This window comes from Vibrio sp. N418, assembly GCF_000222565.1.
Taxonomy (GTDB): domain Bacteria; phylum Pseudomonadota; class Gammaproteobacteria; order Enterobacterales; family Vibrionaceae; genus Vibrio; species Vibrio scophthalmi.
The window spans coordinates 1-14,832 of record NZ_AFWD01000101.1 but is presented as its reverse complement, the minus strand read 5'-3'; the positions used below and the strand labels follow the sequence as shown (position 1 = coordinate 14,832).

The following is a 14,832-nucleotide window of genomic DNA, read 5'->3' as shown; positions in this document are numbered from 1 at the left end:
AACTAATCCTCAATATTTTAGTTATTTAACGTACAAGAAACGTCGTACCAATTACATTTAGGTACAAAACGGGCGTGGTCGCCTTTTCTCACTTGCTCGCCAATTTCATCTGCAACATCAACCCAAGAGTGCTTGGCACCAACGGCATTAATTTCATTGTCAATCACATAACCTTCACCCAGTGGATACATTTCTAGCTCGCCATCATCTGACTTATAGATCTGTGAGAAAATAATTGGAGAATTAGGCTGGATATTTTTGTTCTTACCCATCGAGATTTTTAGCTGCATGCCCTCACCACATTGACGCATCTCCATAACCGTTGCCGAAGGCGCAAGTACCTTCTGCAAGGCAAGGCTTTGTTCGATAGAGCTTTGTGCTGAATCTATCGCCATACCGATGTACTTACCGTGGGTAATTGGACAATCAGAATCATTTGTTTCTGTTTTTGAGGTATCACTGCCCTCAAGCTCAATGCGTTGAATTAAACGCATTTCAGGAAGAGATACAACTTTCAACGTTGTCTTCACTTCTGTTCTGAAATCACAATGTGCAGGTGTTACTTTAGTCTCACCTTTTTTATTCTTGTAAGTATCTCGTTCGGTGAAGCTATAAAAAAGATTACTTGCAGTAACTTCTGAAATAATGGCGATATCCGCGATTGGAACGCCATTGGTATTGTAGCGTCCACTCTGCTCAGCAAGTTTGATTTCATTTTTTAATTTGCTCGCCAGTTTACGATCAATAAGATCACTGCCCGATTGAGTGACTGTCGCCTCCAGATCGTTCAAAATCACAGCTTGAAGACGCTGTTTCGCTGAATCGCTAAAAGCCATATCCACTGGTAATACAATTACTTTAATATCTTCAGAGTTCTTCGATTGCACTTCAGCGGCATCAAGGTCAACTCGAGAATTTGGATTGCACACCACTGAACTTGTCGCGCACCCAGACAATACAGACACTAATGCCGCTGCCACTAACGTTTTCTTTAACACTACATCACTCCGTAACGTTTATTATTTATAGTTATTTAAAGCCTAATGAGGACCAGATACCCATATCTTCGACCTGCTGTCCAAAGTGGCGTTCAGCCCCTTCATGAGACAACTTGAAATTAGACATAGAATTGGCGGTCGAAATTATTTCATTGCTTGCTAGCGTCTTACCTGTGCGATTTTTCAAGGTTATCTGGGTCAATTTAGTGGTGATATACGCGTCACCAACGCGATTGCGGCGATAATCAGAATCCATCACGAGTTGATGAGTAACCGCATTTGACCAGCGCTGGGTCGTTTTGATCTCTTCCGGGTTAAAGCTTTGCACTACTAGGTCTGCGCTTTTCACATCTTTAGCATCTGCTTTGATATAAATAAGTAGGCTAGATTTCACTTGAGAAACGGTGCGAGTTACCTTGTTTACAGACGAAGAAAATGAGCGTTTTTGCCCCATAGAGTCGAGAATAGCGAGACGAAGGTAATACTCAGCGAGCGTCACTGAGTAATCTTGATTGGCTAACCACCAAGTGAGCTTATCTTGATACTGGTATTCATTGATTAAGCGAATGGCATTTTGTTCTATTTGATCTAATTCATTATTGAGTTGTTGCTTGATGGCATCGCGCTTAACTCGAACTTGCGCATAGTAAGTGCGTTCGTTTTTATCCGTATTTAAGAATTCGGCTCCCGAGAGAACTAAGCGTGCAGATTCAACGATCATTCGATTTTTAATCGTTTCACGATTGAACTCTGTGTCATTATGAGTACGGTGCTCGACACTTTGCATAAAGCTTGAATTTACTTGTGTCCAAAGCTGCTCATTGACTTGAGTAAGCGCAGAATTTTTGGCCGAACTTAAGCCAAACCCTTCACCGACAGCATAAATATATTGAGGATCATGTTTCATCTCCCCTAAGTACCAATCGGGAACTGATGTGGATTGACAGCCAGAAATTGCTAACGCAAAAAGAAACAACGATATTTTGGTTTTCATAACAATCCGCTATAAGATTCAGGAAGAGTAAAAACTTAACAGACTGTTATTTAGGAAAATAATCTGCGACCATCATACAATCAACAGAGGATTATCGTAAAAAAAACGCTCAACACAACATTTGTTATGAGGTTAAATGTCAGGACAACGTTGTATTTTTGACAATTTTGCATCAGATCACGAATTTGTGATATTGACTCCATTACTGGATAACAAAAACCGCCAATTACGTTATCCAACAGTTTTCACAAAAAAAACATCCCGATAATCATAATTCTTTGTATTTAAAATAAAACCAGCCGATCGCAAATCTGAATTAAACTGGTATTTAGGGGCTGCACGCAGAGGCTTCATCGACTCTCCGTAATTCTACGACCTTGTTGCGTTGACTGTACAAAAGACAGATACAACAAAGCCCCGACTGTCATCGAGGCTTTGCTGCAAAAAATATAACGCTGGCATTAGGCTTACAAACGAATCAATTCCAATGCTCTAAAAACTAACAGCAACCGCTTAGCATTGACTTAATACTATGGAGCTGGACAAATTATGTCATGAAAAAATATCGCATAACCTTTTATTCAGAACACAGCCTGTACACCATCAAATAGCATACTTAGCCCACCAACCAAAAAGAAAATACCTTTCACTGCATTCCAAAGTCTTTTAGGTACTGATTTGTTATACAGCGCTCCAGCACAAAAAAGAGCGCCAATAAGCGAGCATAGAGTTCCCCACATAAAATCATCGACGACAGGAGTGAAAATCACCGCATCCTGTATGCCTTCTGTGATAAATTTATATCCAACCACGCCCACAAAGCTGAGAAGTCCAATAAATATAATAAATTTAATAAGTAATGTTCTGTTACTTGTCATTTTGCGCTCAACTAAAGGTAACGTTTTATTGGTTATCGATATCATTAAAATGACTGATAAGGAAAAATAACGAGAGACTTTTTATATTATATCAGATACAACAAAGCCCCGATTTTCATCGAGGCTTTGTCATTTAAATATGGTACCGGTAGGCGGACTTGAACCGCCACGCCCGAAGGCAACGGATTTTGAATCCGTCGTGTATACCAATTTCACCATACCGGCATTATCTTGGGGCATTGCCCTTTCGATGATTGGCATTATACGTAACAACGCGCGTCGTGCAAGTGTAAAAAACTGAATTGCCAACTGTTTGATGATAATTTCGCCATAAAGCACCAAGCTGTGCGCAAGCTCTCTTTTCACCAGCGTTTTGAAACATTATCCTGACGCCTTATTTACCGTTTGAGAACCCATTATGAGCAACCACCAGCCACTTCCATCGGCAGGCTTAATGCGACGCCTAGGCGCACTGTTTTACGATAGCTTGATTATTATCGCCATTGAGATGTTGGCCGCTGGCGTTGTCGTTGCCGTGTTGCAAGCCTTAATGGCGCTTAATTTGGTCAATATCGCCCCGTATGCTGATATTGGCGACTTCTTGTCGAATAACCCAATCTGGAGTCCTATTTTTACTTTCTACCTTGCGGCGGTTTGGGTGTACTTCTTTGTTTTCTTCTGGACTCGCGCAGGACAAACACTGGGTATGCGCGCTTGGAAACTGCAAGTGCGCAACTTGGATGGTGGTCGCATAACGGTCACTCAAGCATTAATCCGCCTAGCGACGTCTGGATTTGGTTTAGCCAACCTTGCCGTACCACTCGACCCACAAAAGCGTGGTTTCCATGATATTTGGGCCAAGACCCAAGTGGTCGTGCTGCCAAAAGCACAATAGTCGCTCTCTGGTGCGAGACACCAATATAAAAAAGGAAGGCCTCGGCCTTCCTTTTTATTTTAAATCAAATCTTGGCGAATAAACGCTATCGATTAATCGACGCGAAGCTCATTGAGCATTTCAGCCGGTAGAGCAAGATCGTCATTCTTGTTCACTGAAATGCCCGCGGCAATAATTGCTTGCGCAATCTGTTTCGCTTCTTCTAGTGAGTGCATCGCCGCAGTACCGCACTGGTATTCATTCAGCTCAGGGATTTTGTTCTGGCTTTCAACCGTCAACACGTCAGCCATTGCAGCAAGCCATGCCGTCGCAACTTGTTGTTCACTCGGCGTACCAATCAAGCTCATGTAAAAACCCGTACGACACCCCATTGGTGAAATATCAATAATTTCTACCGCATCACCATTAAGATGATTACGCATAAAGCCGGCGTATAGGTGCTCTAAGGTATGAATACCTTTCTCTGACAAGATGTCTTTGTTTGGCGCAGTAAAACGCAAATCAAACACAGTAATGGTGTCACCTTTTGGCGTTGTCATGGTTTTCGCAACACGCACAGCCGGTGCATGCATTCGGGTATGATCGACAGTAAAGCTATCTAGTAGTGGCATTGTCCTTCTCCTGCTGGCTAGAAAAACCAGCTTCTATTGTTTTCCAACTCTTGGCGGCACTGTTTAAGTTGCCAACCGTAATCCTTTGCTTGTTGCTCTACTCGACGAGCGACTTTTATCAATGAGGGCTTAGCTTGGTAGGTTTTACGCTTATAACCACCACGACCTTCGTGATAAGCCAGATATTGATTGTAAGGGTCCCATTTTGAAATCCCCAATTGCTTTTGGGTTTCACTGGTATACCAACCAATAAACATCAATGCATCATCGAAACTGGTGCGTGAACCGCCATGACCAGTCGCTTTTTGAAAATCTTCCCATGCAGGATCTTGTGCCTGAGCATAGCCGTAGGCACTGCTCACTCGCCCCCATGGGATAAATCCTAACAGGTAATCTTTAGGGGGGCGAGCATCATGGCGGAAACTGCTTTCTTGCTTAACAAATGCCATCGCAATATTAATTGGTGTGCCCCATTCTTCTTGCATGTCCACCGCATCATCGTACCAACTTGGGTTTTCACGGAAGATAGAACAGATATTACTTTGATTAGCTGGCGGCGGGGTGGCGCAACCAGCAAGGCTGGTCACGCCAATCAATAGCGCCAGTTTGAGAATCCTTTCTTTGTGCATCATGACAGCTTTATTTCTACTTTAGATAGGCGAAGTAGTCTTCTAGGAATTGTTCAAAGTCTTGAGTGTCTGACGCTTCTAATGCAGCTTGCGCTTCACGAGAGCGTGCGACCTCTTGTTCCATTTTCTCTTGGTTGTAATAACCGTATTGATGAGCAAGATGCTTCTCTCGGTATTGCTTACCAAAAGTACAACCGAGTCCACCAAGGCCACCTAAACGTTTGGTGTCTTCTAGCAATTGACCAGAAATCGTTAGCTCTGGGTTATCAATCCAAGTCATCAGCTTGTCGCATACTGCTTGATATTCATTACCACCGAGTGCTTTATCCATCTGCACAGCGACTTGTGTTAGCTCGGCAAATACGCGTTTCGCCCACTCTTGTAGGGTCAGTGTTTCACCTTTACAGCCGATTTGCAGTTCAAGGCCCACTTTACGACCTTCAACGATGACCTTATTCCAGTTCTCACGCCAACAGGCTTGCTCGCAGAAATCCATTGGGTCGGAATCGGTCAGAGCGGCCCAAGCAAGGAACAAATCAAGGAAGCGGATTTGGTCTTTGTCTAGGCCGATAGAACTGTATGGGTTGACGTCTAATGAACGTACTTCAATGTATTCCACACCGGCACGAGTAAGTGCTTCTGACGGCTTCTCGCCATCTTTGGCTACGCGCTTTGGTCGAATAGGAGCATAAAGTTCATTTTCGATTTGCAGTACATTGCTATTAAGCTGACGGTATTCACCATCGACTTTTACGCCAATTTCAGCAAACTCTTGTGAAGGTGTGCGAATGGCACTGTTCAATCCTTCTAGATATTGCTCAATGCTATTAAAACCGATTTTCAATACGCTTTGCGCGCTATTGGTGTAACCCAAATCGCTTAAACGCAGAGACGTCGCTTGCGGCAAAAACAGCGTTTGGCCGATATTTTCAAACGGTAGTTTGGTGTCACGTCCTTTAATAAAGGATGGGCACAATGCCGGTGACGCACCAAAGAAGAATGGAATTAACCAACCAAAGCGGTAGTAATTACGAATCAAAGCAAAATAGCCATCTGACTTGGTCGCTTGACGTGCCGCTTCATCTTGTTCGCCATACAACTGATCCCAGAACGTTTCTGGAAAAGAGAAGTTAAAATGCACACCTGAGATGATCTGCATTAAACTACCATAGCGACGTTTAAGGCCTTCGCGGTATAACGTTTTCATTTTACCGGAATTCGAATCACCGTATTGGGCGAGATTGATATCTTGCTCGTCGCCAACATAACAAGGCATTGAAAGTGGCCACATCTTCTCTTCACCCAATTTGGTTTGAGTAAAGTGATGAATGTCTTCAAGTTGTGCTACTAGAGTATCAATGTCACGTGAAACTGGGGTGATAAACTCAAGTAGCGACTCTGAAAAGTCCGTCGTAATCCATTTGTTTGCGTAAGCTGAACCCAATCCATCTGGGTGCTGAGTAGTCGAAAGTTTGCCATCTTGCTTGTAACGCAAGGTTTCTCTTTCCACGCCACGACCGAAAGTCTTAAACACTTCGGGATTACGGGACACTCGCTCTAATCGCGTAGCAAAATCTGTCAAAATGGGATCGCCTATGTTGATTGTTCTGCGTAAAAAACCAGAACTGGCTAGTTAACTTTGAAGAGCGGCAGGGTCTGCCGCTCTACGTATCCACTCTTAATGCGTCCTTTAATGGACAATTTCAAGCTCTTGGACTGGAATCTGCAATGATTCCAGTTGCGGCTTCAAGCGTGTTGCATCACCGACCACGATAATTTGGTAGTCACTTGGGTCAAACCATTTCTTCGCCAAAGCATCGAGGGTGGTTTTGTCGACCCGCTCAACAATCTCATTACGTTGCTGTAAATAATCCTCATCTAAGCTATATGAGAGAATACTTCCCAACAAGTTGGTCTTCTGTGAGGGTGTTTCATATTTTAGTGCATCTTGTTGACCGACGGCCAAGCGTAAAAATTTCATTTCTTGCTCTGTCAGGCCTGATTGACTAAAACGCATTAACTCGCTCTGCATCTCTTTAATCGATGCAGCCGTCGCGTCGGCACGCACTTGAGCCGAGAATACCACAGCCCCAACCTCACGGTTTGAAGCCAGATAGCCACTTGCACCATAAGTGTAGCCCTTGTCTTCACGTAAGTTTTGATTCAAGCGGCTATTAAAGTTACCCGCTAGATTAAAATTAGCGAGTTGGGTCAGAAAAACTTCACCCGTGGCATCAAAAGGTAGGCCCTGACGTACCATGCGTACGATACTTTGTGGTGCTCCCGGCTTATCCACTAAGTAGATTGATTGCCCTTTGAGTGGCTTCACCAATTGTGGTCTCAGCAATGGTGCAGGATCACCGTGCCAACCATCAATAAAACGCAACTGTTCGGTGATGGCCTTTTGCTTCATATCGCCAACCACGACAATCTGTGTACCTTGTGGCGTGTACTGTTTACGATAAAACTGCTTCACATCATCCAAGCTCAGCCCTTGAATTGATGAAGCGGTGCCATCGCTATCTCGCTGATAGATTGAGCCATCAAACAGCACCTGACGTGTTGCTTGGGACGCTAACCAACTAGGTTTTTGATGTTGATATACCACACCTTCAAGCATCTGTTTTTTAACCCGAGCGAAATCTTGTTCATTAAACGCAGGCTTTGAGAGTACTTCTTCAACAACCGCCAACGTTTGTGGCAGGTATTTCTCTAAGCTCGAAATGGAAATCGTACTGGTATAATTGCCCGCATTAATCGACACATGACTACCAATTTTATCCAAACGTGCTTGTAGCTCTTCCAGACTGGAATCTATCGTTCCTTCTTGCAACATCGCCGCCGTCAGATTCGCAAGGCCTTCCTTGCCTCGTGGTACGTAACGTTCACCCGCCGGGAAACGAATGTCCATCTCCACCGTTGGCGTTTCATCACTGACCGTGCCTAGCAGTTCCACACCATTATCGAAATAGACACGATACAAGGTTGGCATTTGCGCTTTCACCGGCTCAGCCACCGTTGGCATGATTGCGCGATCAAAATCATCCACTGCATGACGATAATTGAGATCGTCTTCTGTGATTTTTTGATACTCGGGTAGCTGACGCTCTGGAGTGACAAAGCTTGCCGGCGCAACAGCAAAATCAAGTTTACCTTGCGGTACGACACTCAAGGTCACTTTGTGATGACCATTGACGTATTGCTTGTAAGCCGCCATCACTGATTCAGATGTCACCAGACGAATATTAGCCAGTTGAGACTGCAAACGGTCTGGCTCACCATAGAAGGTCTCGTTGGACGCGAGCTGGCTGACCTTGCCTTTTACGCTTTGCAGCGCAAAGACAGCATCCGCTTCTGCCATGCCTCTAATTTGTTCCAAGCGCTCTTGGCTAATGCCTTGTGCCTCAAACTGTGCCAGCACCTGCATCACTTCATTGTATAGCGGTTGTAACTGGCCTTTTTTACCTGATGGCGCCATCGCATAGACATAAAAGTTACATGACAATTCAGCACAATCTTGGAATGCACCTGCATCGACCGCTTTTTGCGTTTTAACTAATTTCTGATAGAGCAGTGAGTTAGCCCCCTCCCCCAGCGCTGAAGCTAATGCGCTCAGTGCCATTTCATCTTGATGGCCGCGATATTGCGTTGGCCAGCCAATCACCACCATTGGTTGCTGAATTTTATCCTCTAAGGTGATGTATTTGTCTTGGCTTAGCTGTGCAGGTTGCTTCGGCGCATTTTCAACCGCTGGGCCTTCTGGAATAGAACCAAAATACTTGTTTACCCACTCGAGAGTCTGATCAACATCAATGTCACCACCGATGGTCAAGACGGCATTATTGGGCCCATACCAACGTAAGAAGAATGCTTTGAGATCGTTAACGTCAACACGGTCAAGATCCTCTACATAACCAATGGTTTGCCATGAATAGGGGTGGCCTTCAGCGTACATCGCCTCGCCCATTTTTTCCCACATCAAACCATAAGGACGGTTATCAAAGTTTTGTGCCCGTTCGTTTTTAACCGTATCGCGCTGAATCTCAAATTTTCGTTGCGAAACGGCATCAAGCAAAAAGCCCATGCGATCTGATTCAAGCCACAACATCTTTTCCAATTGATTGGCTGGAACGGTTTCAAAATAATTGGTTCGATCGCGGTTGGTGGTGCCATTTAAGCTGCCACCGGCTTCGGTGATCAGACGAAAATGTTCTTGATCACCAACGTGCTCGCTACCTTGAAACATCATATGTTCAAAAAAGTGCGCAAAGCCTGATTTACCAATCTCTTCACGTGCTGAGCCAACATGATAAGTCACATCAATATGAACCAGAGGATCGGAATGATCAGGGGTTAAGATCACCGTCAGTCCGTTATCCAGTTGGTATTTGCTGTATGGGATGGTTGCTTTACCAGCAACCGCATCAACCTCTTCAATTAAGGTGACACCTTGTGGCAGCGAGGAGAAAAACGGTACGGAATAATCGATATTGCTGGTGCAGCCAGCGAGAGTAGCCAGAGAAAGTGCACCAAATAAAAATTTCTTCATCGTATTTCCTTAGAAAAAACCGTAATAAAGCGCGGTAAGAAGTGTGTAACGGAATGCTTTGCCAATCAAAATAAGCCAAAACGATGGCCAAAATCGCATCCGTAACCACCCTGCCGCTAAACATAAAGGGTCACCAATGATCGGTAACCAACTAAACAGCAATGACCAGTAGCCGTATTTCTGCAGCCAATGCATGGCTTTATGACCATGCTTTTCATTCTGAGTTCTATTAGGCAACCACAGCCCTAACCAATAATTGGTTAAACCACCTAAAGTGTTGCCGACAGTCGCAACAGCAATAATCATAACGGCAGAATATTGGTTGAGGCTTAATGTCGCAATCAATCCTGCCTCAGAGCCACCGGGTAATAAGGTTGCACTAAGAAAACCACTAAAAAAGAGTACCCATAGGGCTGAATCTGAAAACCATAAAGCGAAAGATTGAAACGCGGAATTGAACGTTTCTAGCATTGCATATCCAACAAAATTTTTCCTCGTGTGTGCCCAGTTTCCATTTGTTTATGGGCCTCCACTACCTGATCCATTGGGTAGATATGATAAATTTCTGTTTTCAACAAACCGATACTCACCATATAAAGCATGGCATCTAATTGCTGAGGGTTGGGATCAACTAACATGCCCGTTGCATCGAAGCCGAGCAAGTGCGCTTTTTCACAGATCAATTCTGCACTTAAAGTCGGTAGTGTTACCACTTTTGCGCCATCTTTAAGGCACTTCAGTGCATCTAAGGCCGCCTCACCACCGACAAGATCAATCAACACATCGGCTTCTTCAACACGTTCAGAGACCGGTGAAAAACGATAATTGACTGCATGAGCCCCTAATGTGGCTAGATAGTCTAAGTTAGCTTCACTGCAAGTGGTAAACACTTCCGCTTTGGCTGCAACCGCTAACTGCACGGCAATATGCCCTACGCCGCCTGCACCAGCAAGGATCAATACTCGCTGTCCTTCTTGTACAGAGGCTTTATCCAGCGCCTGTACCGCGGTTTGCCCTGCCAGAGGTAGTGCTGCCGCCGCTTCAAGCGTTACAGATTCTGGTACTGCACTTAAAGCGTTTTCCTTCACGGTAACATATTGGCTGTAGCCACCACCTTGTAGTGGAAAACCAATAAAGCCCGCCACTTTATCCCCCACTTCTAACTGCTGTACATCCGAACCACATTGATACACTTCGCCAGAAATATCGTAACCGAGCACCCAAGGTAGATTATCTTTATTCTGCGCAGCAGCCCATCCTAGGCCCGCACGCGTTTTTACATCAATCGGATTGACCGCGGCAAAGGCGACTTTAACCACCACTTCGCCCGCTTTTGCACTCGGTATTGCAGCTTGTCGGATGCTAAGCACTTCTGGCTCGCCAAACTGTGGGATGACAACCTGTTTGTTTTCCATATCAACCAGTCCTTATTGATGTAAAAAGGGATGCCGAAGCATCCCTTGAATATATAACATTTGCTTTGCTTTAGTTAACCACTTGATCGCAATTTAACCAAGTTATTACCTAAATGATCAGCTACTTAGCGAGTAAGTTAACCAACTAGCGCCAACAAAATACCCGCCGCTACCGCCGAGCCAAGTACGCCAGCAACGTTTGGTCCCATCGCATGCATCAGCAGGAAGTTTTGTGGGTTTGCTTCCAGGCCAACTTTATTGACCACACGCGCCGCCATTGGTACCGCAGAAACCCCCGCAGCACCAATCAATGGGTTGATATCTTCTTTGGAGAACTTATTCAATAGTTTCGCCATTAAGACACCAGCGGCCGTACCGATACTAAATGCCACCGCACCTAAGCCTAAGATACCCAGCGTTTCTAAGTTCAAAAACTCTTCCGCTTGCAGCTTTGAGCCAACACCGAGACCAAGGAAAATGGTCACAATATTGATTAACTCGTTTTGTGCAGTCTTAGACAAACGATCGACCACACCAGCTTCACGCATCAAGTTACCAAGACAGAACATACCCACAAGTGGTGTCGCGGACGGTAGGAACAAAATCGTCATCATCAACACGGCAAGAGGAAACAGGATCTTTTCTGTTTTCCCTACATGACGCAGTTGAGCCATTTTGATTTTGCGCTCTTCAGGTGTCGTCAATGCCTTCATGATCGGCGGCTGAATGATCGGCACTAGAGCCATATAGCTATATGCTGCTACAGCAATTGCACCAAGCAGATCCGGCGATAACTTACTGGCGAGGAAGATTGCCGTTGGGCCATCGGCACCACCAATAATGGCAATTGATGCTGCATCTGGCATGCTGAATTCCATCCCAGGAATATAGTTAAGTAGAATCGCACCGAATAAGGTAGCAAAAATACCAAACTGAGCAGCAGCCCCTAGCCATAAGGTTTTTGGGTTAGCAATCAGCGCACCAAAGTCCGTCATTGCCCCTACCCCCATAAAGATCAGCAGCGGGAACACGCCCGAATCAATCCCCATGTAATAGATGTAGTAGAGCATGCCGCCTGGCTCAGTAAAGCCAGCATTAGGGATATTTGCCAAAATGGCACCGAAACCAATCGGCAACAAGAGTAAGGGTTCAAACCCCTTACGAATGGCTAAATACAGCAGAGTACAACCAACTGCGATCATACACAGTTGGCCAAACTCAAAGTTAGCAATGCCGGTTTCTGCCCAGAGAGTCAATAATCCTTCCATGGTACTCCCTTACGCTAAGCTTAGTAGCGGCGAGCCGACAACAACTGAATCACCTTCTTTAACATGAAGATCTTGTACGATGCCGCCACGTGCTGCGCGGACTTCCGTTTCCATCTTCATTGCTTCAAGAATCAGTAATACATCGCCTTCAGCAACTTCTGAACCACTTTGTACATTCACTTTAAAGATGTTACCGGCTAATGGTGCTGGTACCGCTTCTGCATCCCCAGCGGGTGCGGCTGCAGGCGCTGCTTTCGCTGATGCTGCACTTGGCGCGACCGACTGCAACTGACCTTGCGGGCCAACTTCAACATCGTACACTTGGCCATCAACTTTAACGCTGTAAGTTTCAATTCCACCTTGAACTGGTGCTGCAACAGGAGCGACAGGAGCTGGCTCATTACCTGGTGCTGGCTCGAAGGCTTCAGGGTTATGACGATTTTTAAGGAATTTGAGGCCCACTTGTGGGAACAAAGCGTAAGTTAGTACATCGTCGACGGTATCTTCTGCTAGAGAAATACCCTCTTCTTTCGCTTTAACCAATAAATCATCCGTCAGCGTATGTAATTCCGCTTTGAGCAAATCAGCAGGGCGACAAGTAACAGGCTCTGCACCATCCAAAACTTTCGCTTGTAGTTCAGCGTTCACTTCCGCTGGCGCTGCGCCGTATTCACCTTTTAGGACACCCGCTGTTTCTTTGGTGATGCTCTTATAGCGCTCGCCGGTTAATACGTTGATCACTGCTTGAGTACCAACAATTTGCGATGTTGGTGTTACCAATGGGATATAACCAAGATCTTGACGGACGCGAGGGATCTCTTCGAGTACCTCATCCATACGATCGGCTGCGCCTTGCTCTTTTAGCTGAGCTTCCATATTGGTCAACATACCGCCAGGTACTTGAGCAATCAGAATGCGCGAATCAACACCCTTCATTTTGCCTTCAAATTTCGCGTATTTTTTACGTACTTCACGGAAATAAGCGGCGATAGGCTCAAGCTGCTCTAAATCTAAGTTCGTGTCACGCTCTGTGCCTTGCAGCATTGCAACCACAGTTTCTGTTGGAGTATGTCCATAAGTACAGCTCATTGAAGAGATCGCGGTATCGAGAATATCAATGCCCGCTTCCACAGCTTTAACAGCAGTTGCAGTAGAAAGCCCCGTGGTAGCATGACAATGGAGTGCTAATGGCACATCACAAGAAGCTTTAATACGTGTAATCAACTCTTCCGCTTCATAAGGACGCAGTAGACCAGACATATCTTTAATACATAGTGAGTGACAACCAAGATCTTCCAAGCGCTTAGCAAGGTCAACCCAAGTCTCAATCGTGTGAACAGGGCTCGTCGTGTAAGAGAGCGTGCCTTGAGCATGCGCACCAACGTCTACCGTCGCTTTAACGGCTTTCTGGAAGTTACGTACATCATTCATCGCATCAAAGATACGGAAGACATCCATGCCGTTGGCATGTGCGCGTTCAACAAACTTTTCAACCACATCATCAGCATAGTGGCGGTAACCTAAAAGGTTCTGACCACGCAGTAGCATTTGCATCGGGGTGTTTGGCATTGCTTTTTTCAGTTCGCGCAAACGCTCCCATGGATCTTCACCCAAGAAACGGATACACGCATCAAACGTTGCTCCACCCCAAGTTTCCAAAGACCAGTAACCAATTTTATCCAGCTCAGCGGCAATCGGTAACATATCTTCAATGCGCATACGCGTTGCAAATAACGATTGATGGGCGTCACGAAGTACCACATCGGTTAAAGCTAGTGGTTTAGACATGCTCATTAACTCCTTTTAAATCCTTTTTATGCTATTTCGCAGTCGAGGTTCGGTACTGGTGTACCGCAGCGGAAATTGCCGCTACTACCTGTGGGCTTACAGCTGAAGATGATTGAACTTTTTTATTTTGTTTTGGGGTAGAGATCGGCTCAGGTACCTCTTCCGGTATTAATCTAGACATTAACCGAACGAGATATACGAGTATTGTGAGGAAAATAAATACCACCGACATTCCCGTGATCATGAGAGTGGCAGCATCTAATAGTTGGCTTCCAATAGTGTCCATTTAGCGTCCTTTCTTTGTCATCCTGACAATAGCCTAAACAGTGTAATTTCTTGGGCGGTATCGAACCTTACTGTTTATGCAATTAAGCACTCATTGCGTGCTATCAATTGTCGAAAGATACATTCATTGATCCCGACAAGAGGTCTAGGATTATCTCGATTGGTTAAAGTTTGTCAATTTTGTTTAAAGCAGTCTTAACGATAAAGCACATTTTTAGGGAAATATTCGTCACACAAGTCACATAAAGCTGAAATATATCCGTCAAAAAGAATAAATAACTACTTATTATCTAACGTTATTCCAATTTGCGAACACTTGCTGCGATAGGCTTAAAAATTATGAAATAAATTCTTTCAAAACAATAAGTTGTATAGGAAGGGTAAACAAAATGATAATATTTTGTTAATAAAAAAGCCTCGCATTTCTGCGAGGCTTTAGAAGGTGGTGCGCCCTGGAGGATTCGAACCTCCGACCGCCTGGTTCGTAGCCAGGTACTCTATCCAGCTGAGCTAAGAGCGCAC

13 protein-coding genes and 2 tRNA genes are annotated in these 14,832 nt (G+C 44.9%); 1 reads left to right on the top strand and 14 read right to left on the bottom strand.

The window, feature by feature from the left end; translation table 11 throughout:
• Nucleotides 1–17: 17 nt before the first annotated feature.
• From RH86_RS19750 to RH86_RS19735, 4 genes are all read right to left on the bottom strand, one after another.
• Nucleotides 18–998 carry a hypothetical protein gene (locus tag RH86_RS19750; RefSeq protein ID WP_009388251.1) on the bottom strand — a complete coding sequence of 327 codons (981 nt, stop codon included), beginning with the start codon at nt 996–998 and terminating at the stop codon, nt 18–20.
• A 31-nt stretch (nt 999–1,029) separates the two neighbouring features.
• On the bottom strand, nt 1,030–1,992 hold the full coding sequence (locus RH86_RS19745; RefSeq protein ID WP_038219990.1) for an LPP20 family lipoprotein: 963 nt from the start codon (nt 1,990–1,992) through the stop codon (nt 1,030–1,032).
• 581 nt (nt 1,993–2,573) lie between these two features.
• A complete protein-coding gene (locus RH86_RS19740) occupies nt 2,574–2,870 on the bottom strand; it encodes a hypothetical protein (protein WP_009388248.1) in 297 nt (98 codons plus the stop codon).
• Between the two features lie 140 nt (nt 2,871–3,010).
• Nucleotides 3,011–3,095 (bottom strand) — tRNA-Leu (locus RH86_RS19735).
• 193 nt (nt 3,096–3,288) lie between these two features.
• Here RH86_RS19735 and RH86_RS19730 point away from each other — a divergent pair.
• Nucleotides 3,289–3,765, top strand: a complete 477-nt coding sequence (locus tag RH86_RS19730; RefSeq protein WP_005593999.1) for an RDD family protein — start codon at nt 3,289–3,291, stop codon at nt 3,763–3,765.
• 92 nt (nt 3,766–3,857) lie between these two features.
• Here the strand turns inward: RH86_RS19730 and luxS are convergent, their stop codons facing one another.
• From luxS to RH86_RS19680, 10 genes are all read right to left on the bottom strand, one after another.
• Complete coding sequence (gene luxS / locus RH86_RS19725) at nt 3,858–4,376, bottom strand: S-ribosylhomocysteine lyase (RefSeq protein ID WP_005593998.1); 519 nt, start codon at nt 4,374–4,376, stop codon at nt 3,858–3,860.
• A gap of 17 nt (nt 4,377–4,393) precedes the next feature.
• Entirely contained in the window at nt 4,394–5,005 is a 612-nt protein-coding gene (locus RH86_RS19720; protein ID WP_005593997.1) for a hypothetical protein, read from the bottom strand.
• A gap of 16 nt (nt 5,006–5,021) precedes the next feature.
• Complete coding sequence (gene gshA, locus RH86_RS19715; RefSeq protein WP_009388245.1) at nt 5,022–6,587, bottom strand: glutamate--cysteine ligase; 1,566 nt, start codon at nt 6,585–6,587, stop codon at nt 5,022–5,024.
• A 108-nt stretch (nt 6,588–6,695) separates the two neighbouring features.
• Entirely contained in the window at nt 6,696–9,554 is a 2,859-nt protein-coding gene (locus tag RH86_RS19710; RefSeq protein WP_009388243.1) for a M16 family metallopeptidase, read from the bottom strand.
• Nucleotides 9,555–9,563: 9 nt separating this feature from the next.
• Complete coding sequence (locus RH86_RS19705; RefSeq protein ID WP_009388242.1) at nt 9,564–10,025, bottom strand: YqaA family protein; 462 nt, start codon at nt 10,023–10,025, stop codon at nt 9,564–9,566.
• The gene (locus RH86_RS19700) at nt 10,019–10,969 is read right to left on the bottom strand and encodes an NADP-dependent oxidoreductase (RefSeq protein WP_009388240.1); all 951 of its coding nucleotides are present in this window, start codon (nt 10,967–10,969) and stop codon (nt 10,019–10,021) included. Before RH86_RS19700 ends, RH86_RS19705 begins: the two co-directional genes overlap by 7 nt.
• Nucleotides 10,970–11,106: 137 nt before the next feature.
• The gene (locus tag RH86_RS19695) at nt 11,107–12,237 is read right to left on the bottom strand and encodes a sodium ion-translocating decarboxylase subunit beta (RefSeq protein ID WP_009388238.1); all 1,131 of its coding nucleotides are present in this window, start codon (nt 12,235–12,237) and stop codon (nt 11,107–11,109) included.
• 9 nt (nt 12,238–12,246) lie between these two features.
• Nucleotides 12,247–14,025: a sodium-extruding oxaloacetate decarboxylase subunit alpha gene (gene oadA / locus RH86_RS19690; protein WP_009388235.1), complete on the bottom strand. Its 1,779-nt coding sequence runs from the start codon at nt 14,023–14,025 to the stop codon at nt 12,247–12,249.
• A 31-nt stretch (nt 14,026–14,056) separates the two neighbouring features.
• Entirely contained in the window at nt 14,057–14,311 is a 255-nt protein-coding gene (locus RH86_RS19685) for an oxaloacetate decarboxylase subunit gamma (RefSeq protein WP_009388225.1), read from the bottom strand.
• 442 nt (nt 14,312–14,753) lie between these two features.
• Nucleotides 14,754–14,830, bottom strand: a tRNA-Arg gene (locus tag RH86_RS19680).
• Between the last annotated feature and the right edge of the window lie 2 nt (nt 14,831–14,832).

Coding starts and splice junctions, on each gene's coding strand:
- RH86_RS19685 (WP_009388225.1), bottom strand. CDS start 14,311: ATGGACACTATTGGAAGCCAACTATTAGATGCTGCCACTCTCATGATC.
- RH86_RS19700 (WP_009388240.1), bottom strand. CDS start 10,969: ATGGAAAACAAACAGGTTGTCATCCCACAGTTTGGCGAGCCAGAAGTG.
- RH86_RS19745 (WP_038219990.1), bottom strand. CDS start 1,992: ATGAAAACCAAAATATCGTTGTTTCTTTTTGCGTTAGCAATTTCTGGC.
- RH86_RS19740 (WP_009388248.1), bottom strand. CDS start 2,870: ATGACAAGTAACAGAACATTACTTATTAAATTTATTATATTTATTGGA.
- RH86_RS19720 (WP_005593997.1), bottom strand. CDS start 5,005: ATGCACAAAGAAAGGATTCTCAAACTGGCGCTATTGATTGGCGTGACC.
- luxS (WP_005593998.1), bottom strand. CDS start 4,376: ATGCCACTACTAGATAGCTTTACTGTCGATCATACCCGAATGCATGCA.
- RH86_RS19710 (WP_009388243.1), bottom strand. CDS start 9,554: ATGAAGAAATTTTTATTTGGTGCACTTTCTCTGGCTACTCTCGCTGGC.
- RH86_RS19730 (WP_005593999.1), top strand. CDS start 3,289: ATGAGCAACCACCAGCCACTTCCATCGGCAGGCTTAATGCGACGCCTA.
- oadA (WP_009388235.1), bottom strand. CDS start 14,025: ATGTCTAAACCACTAGCTTTAACCGATGTGGTACTTCGTGACGCCCAT.
- RH86_RS19695 (WP_009388238.1), bottom strand. CDS start 12,237: ATGGAAGGATTATTGACTCTCTGGGCAGAAACCGGCATTGCTAACTTT.
- RH86_RS19705 (WP_009388242.1), bottom strand. CDS start 10,025: ATGCTAGAAACGTTCAATTCCGCGTTTCAATCTTTCGCTTTATGGTTT.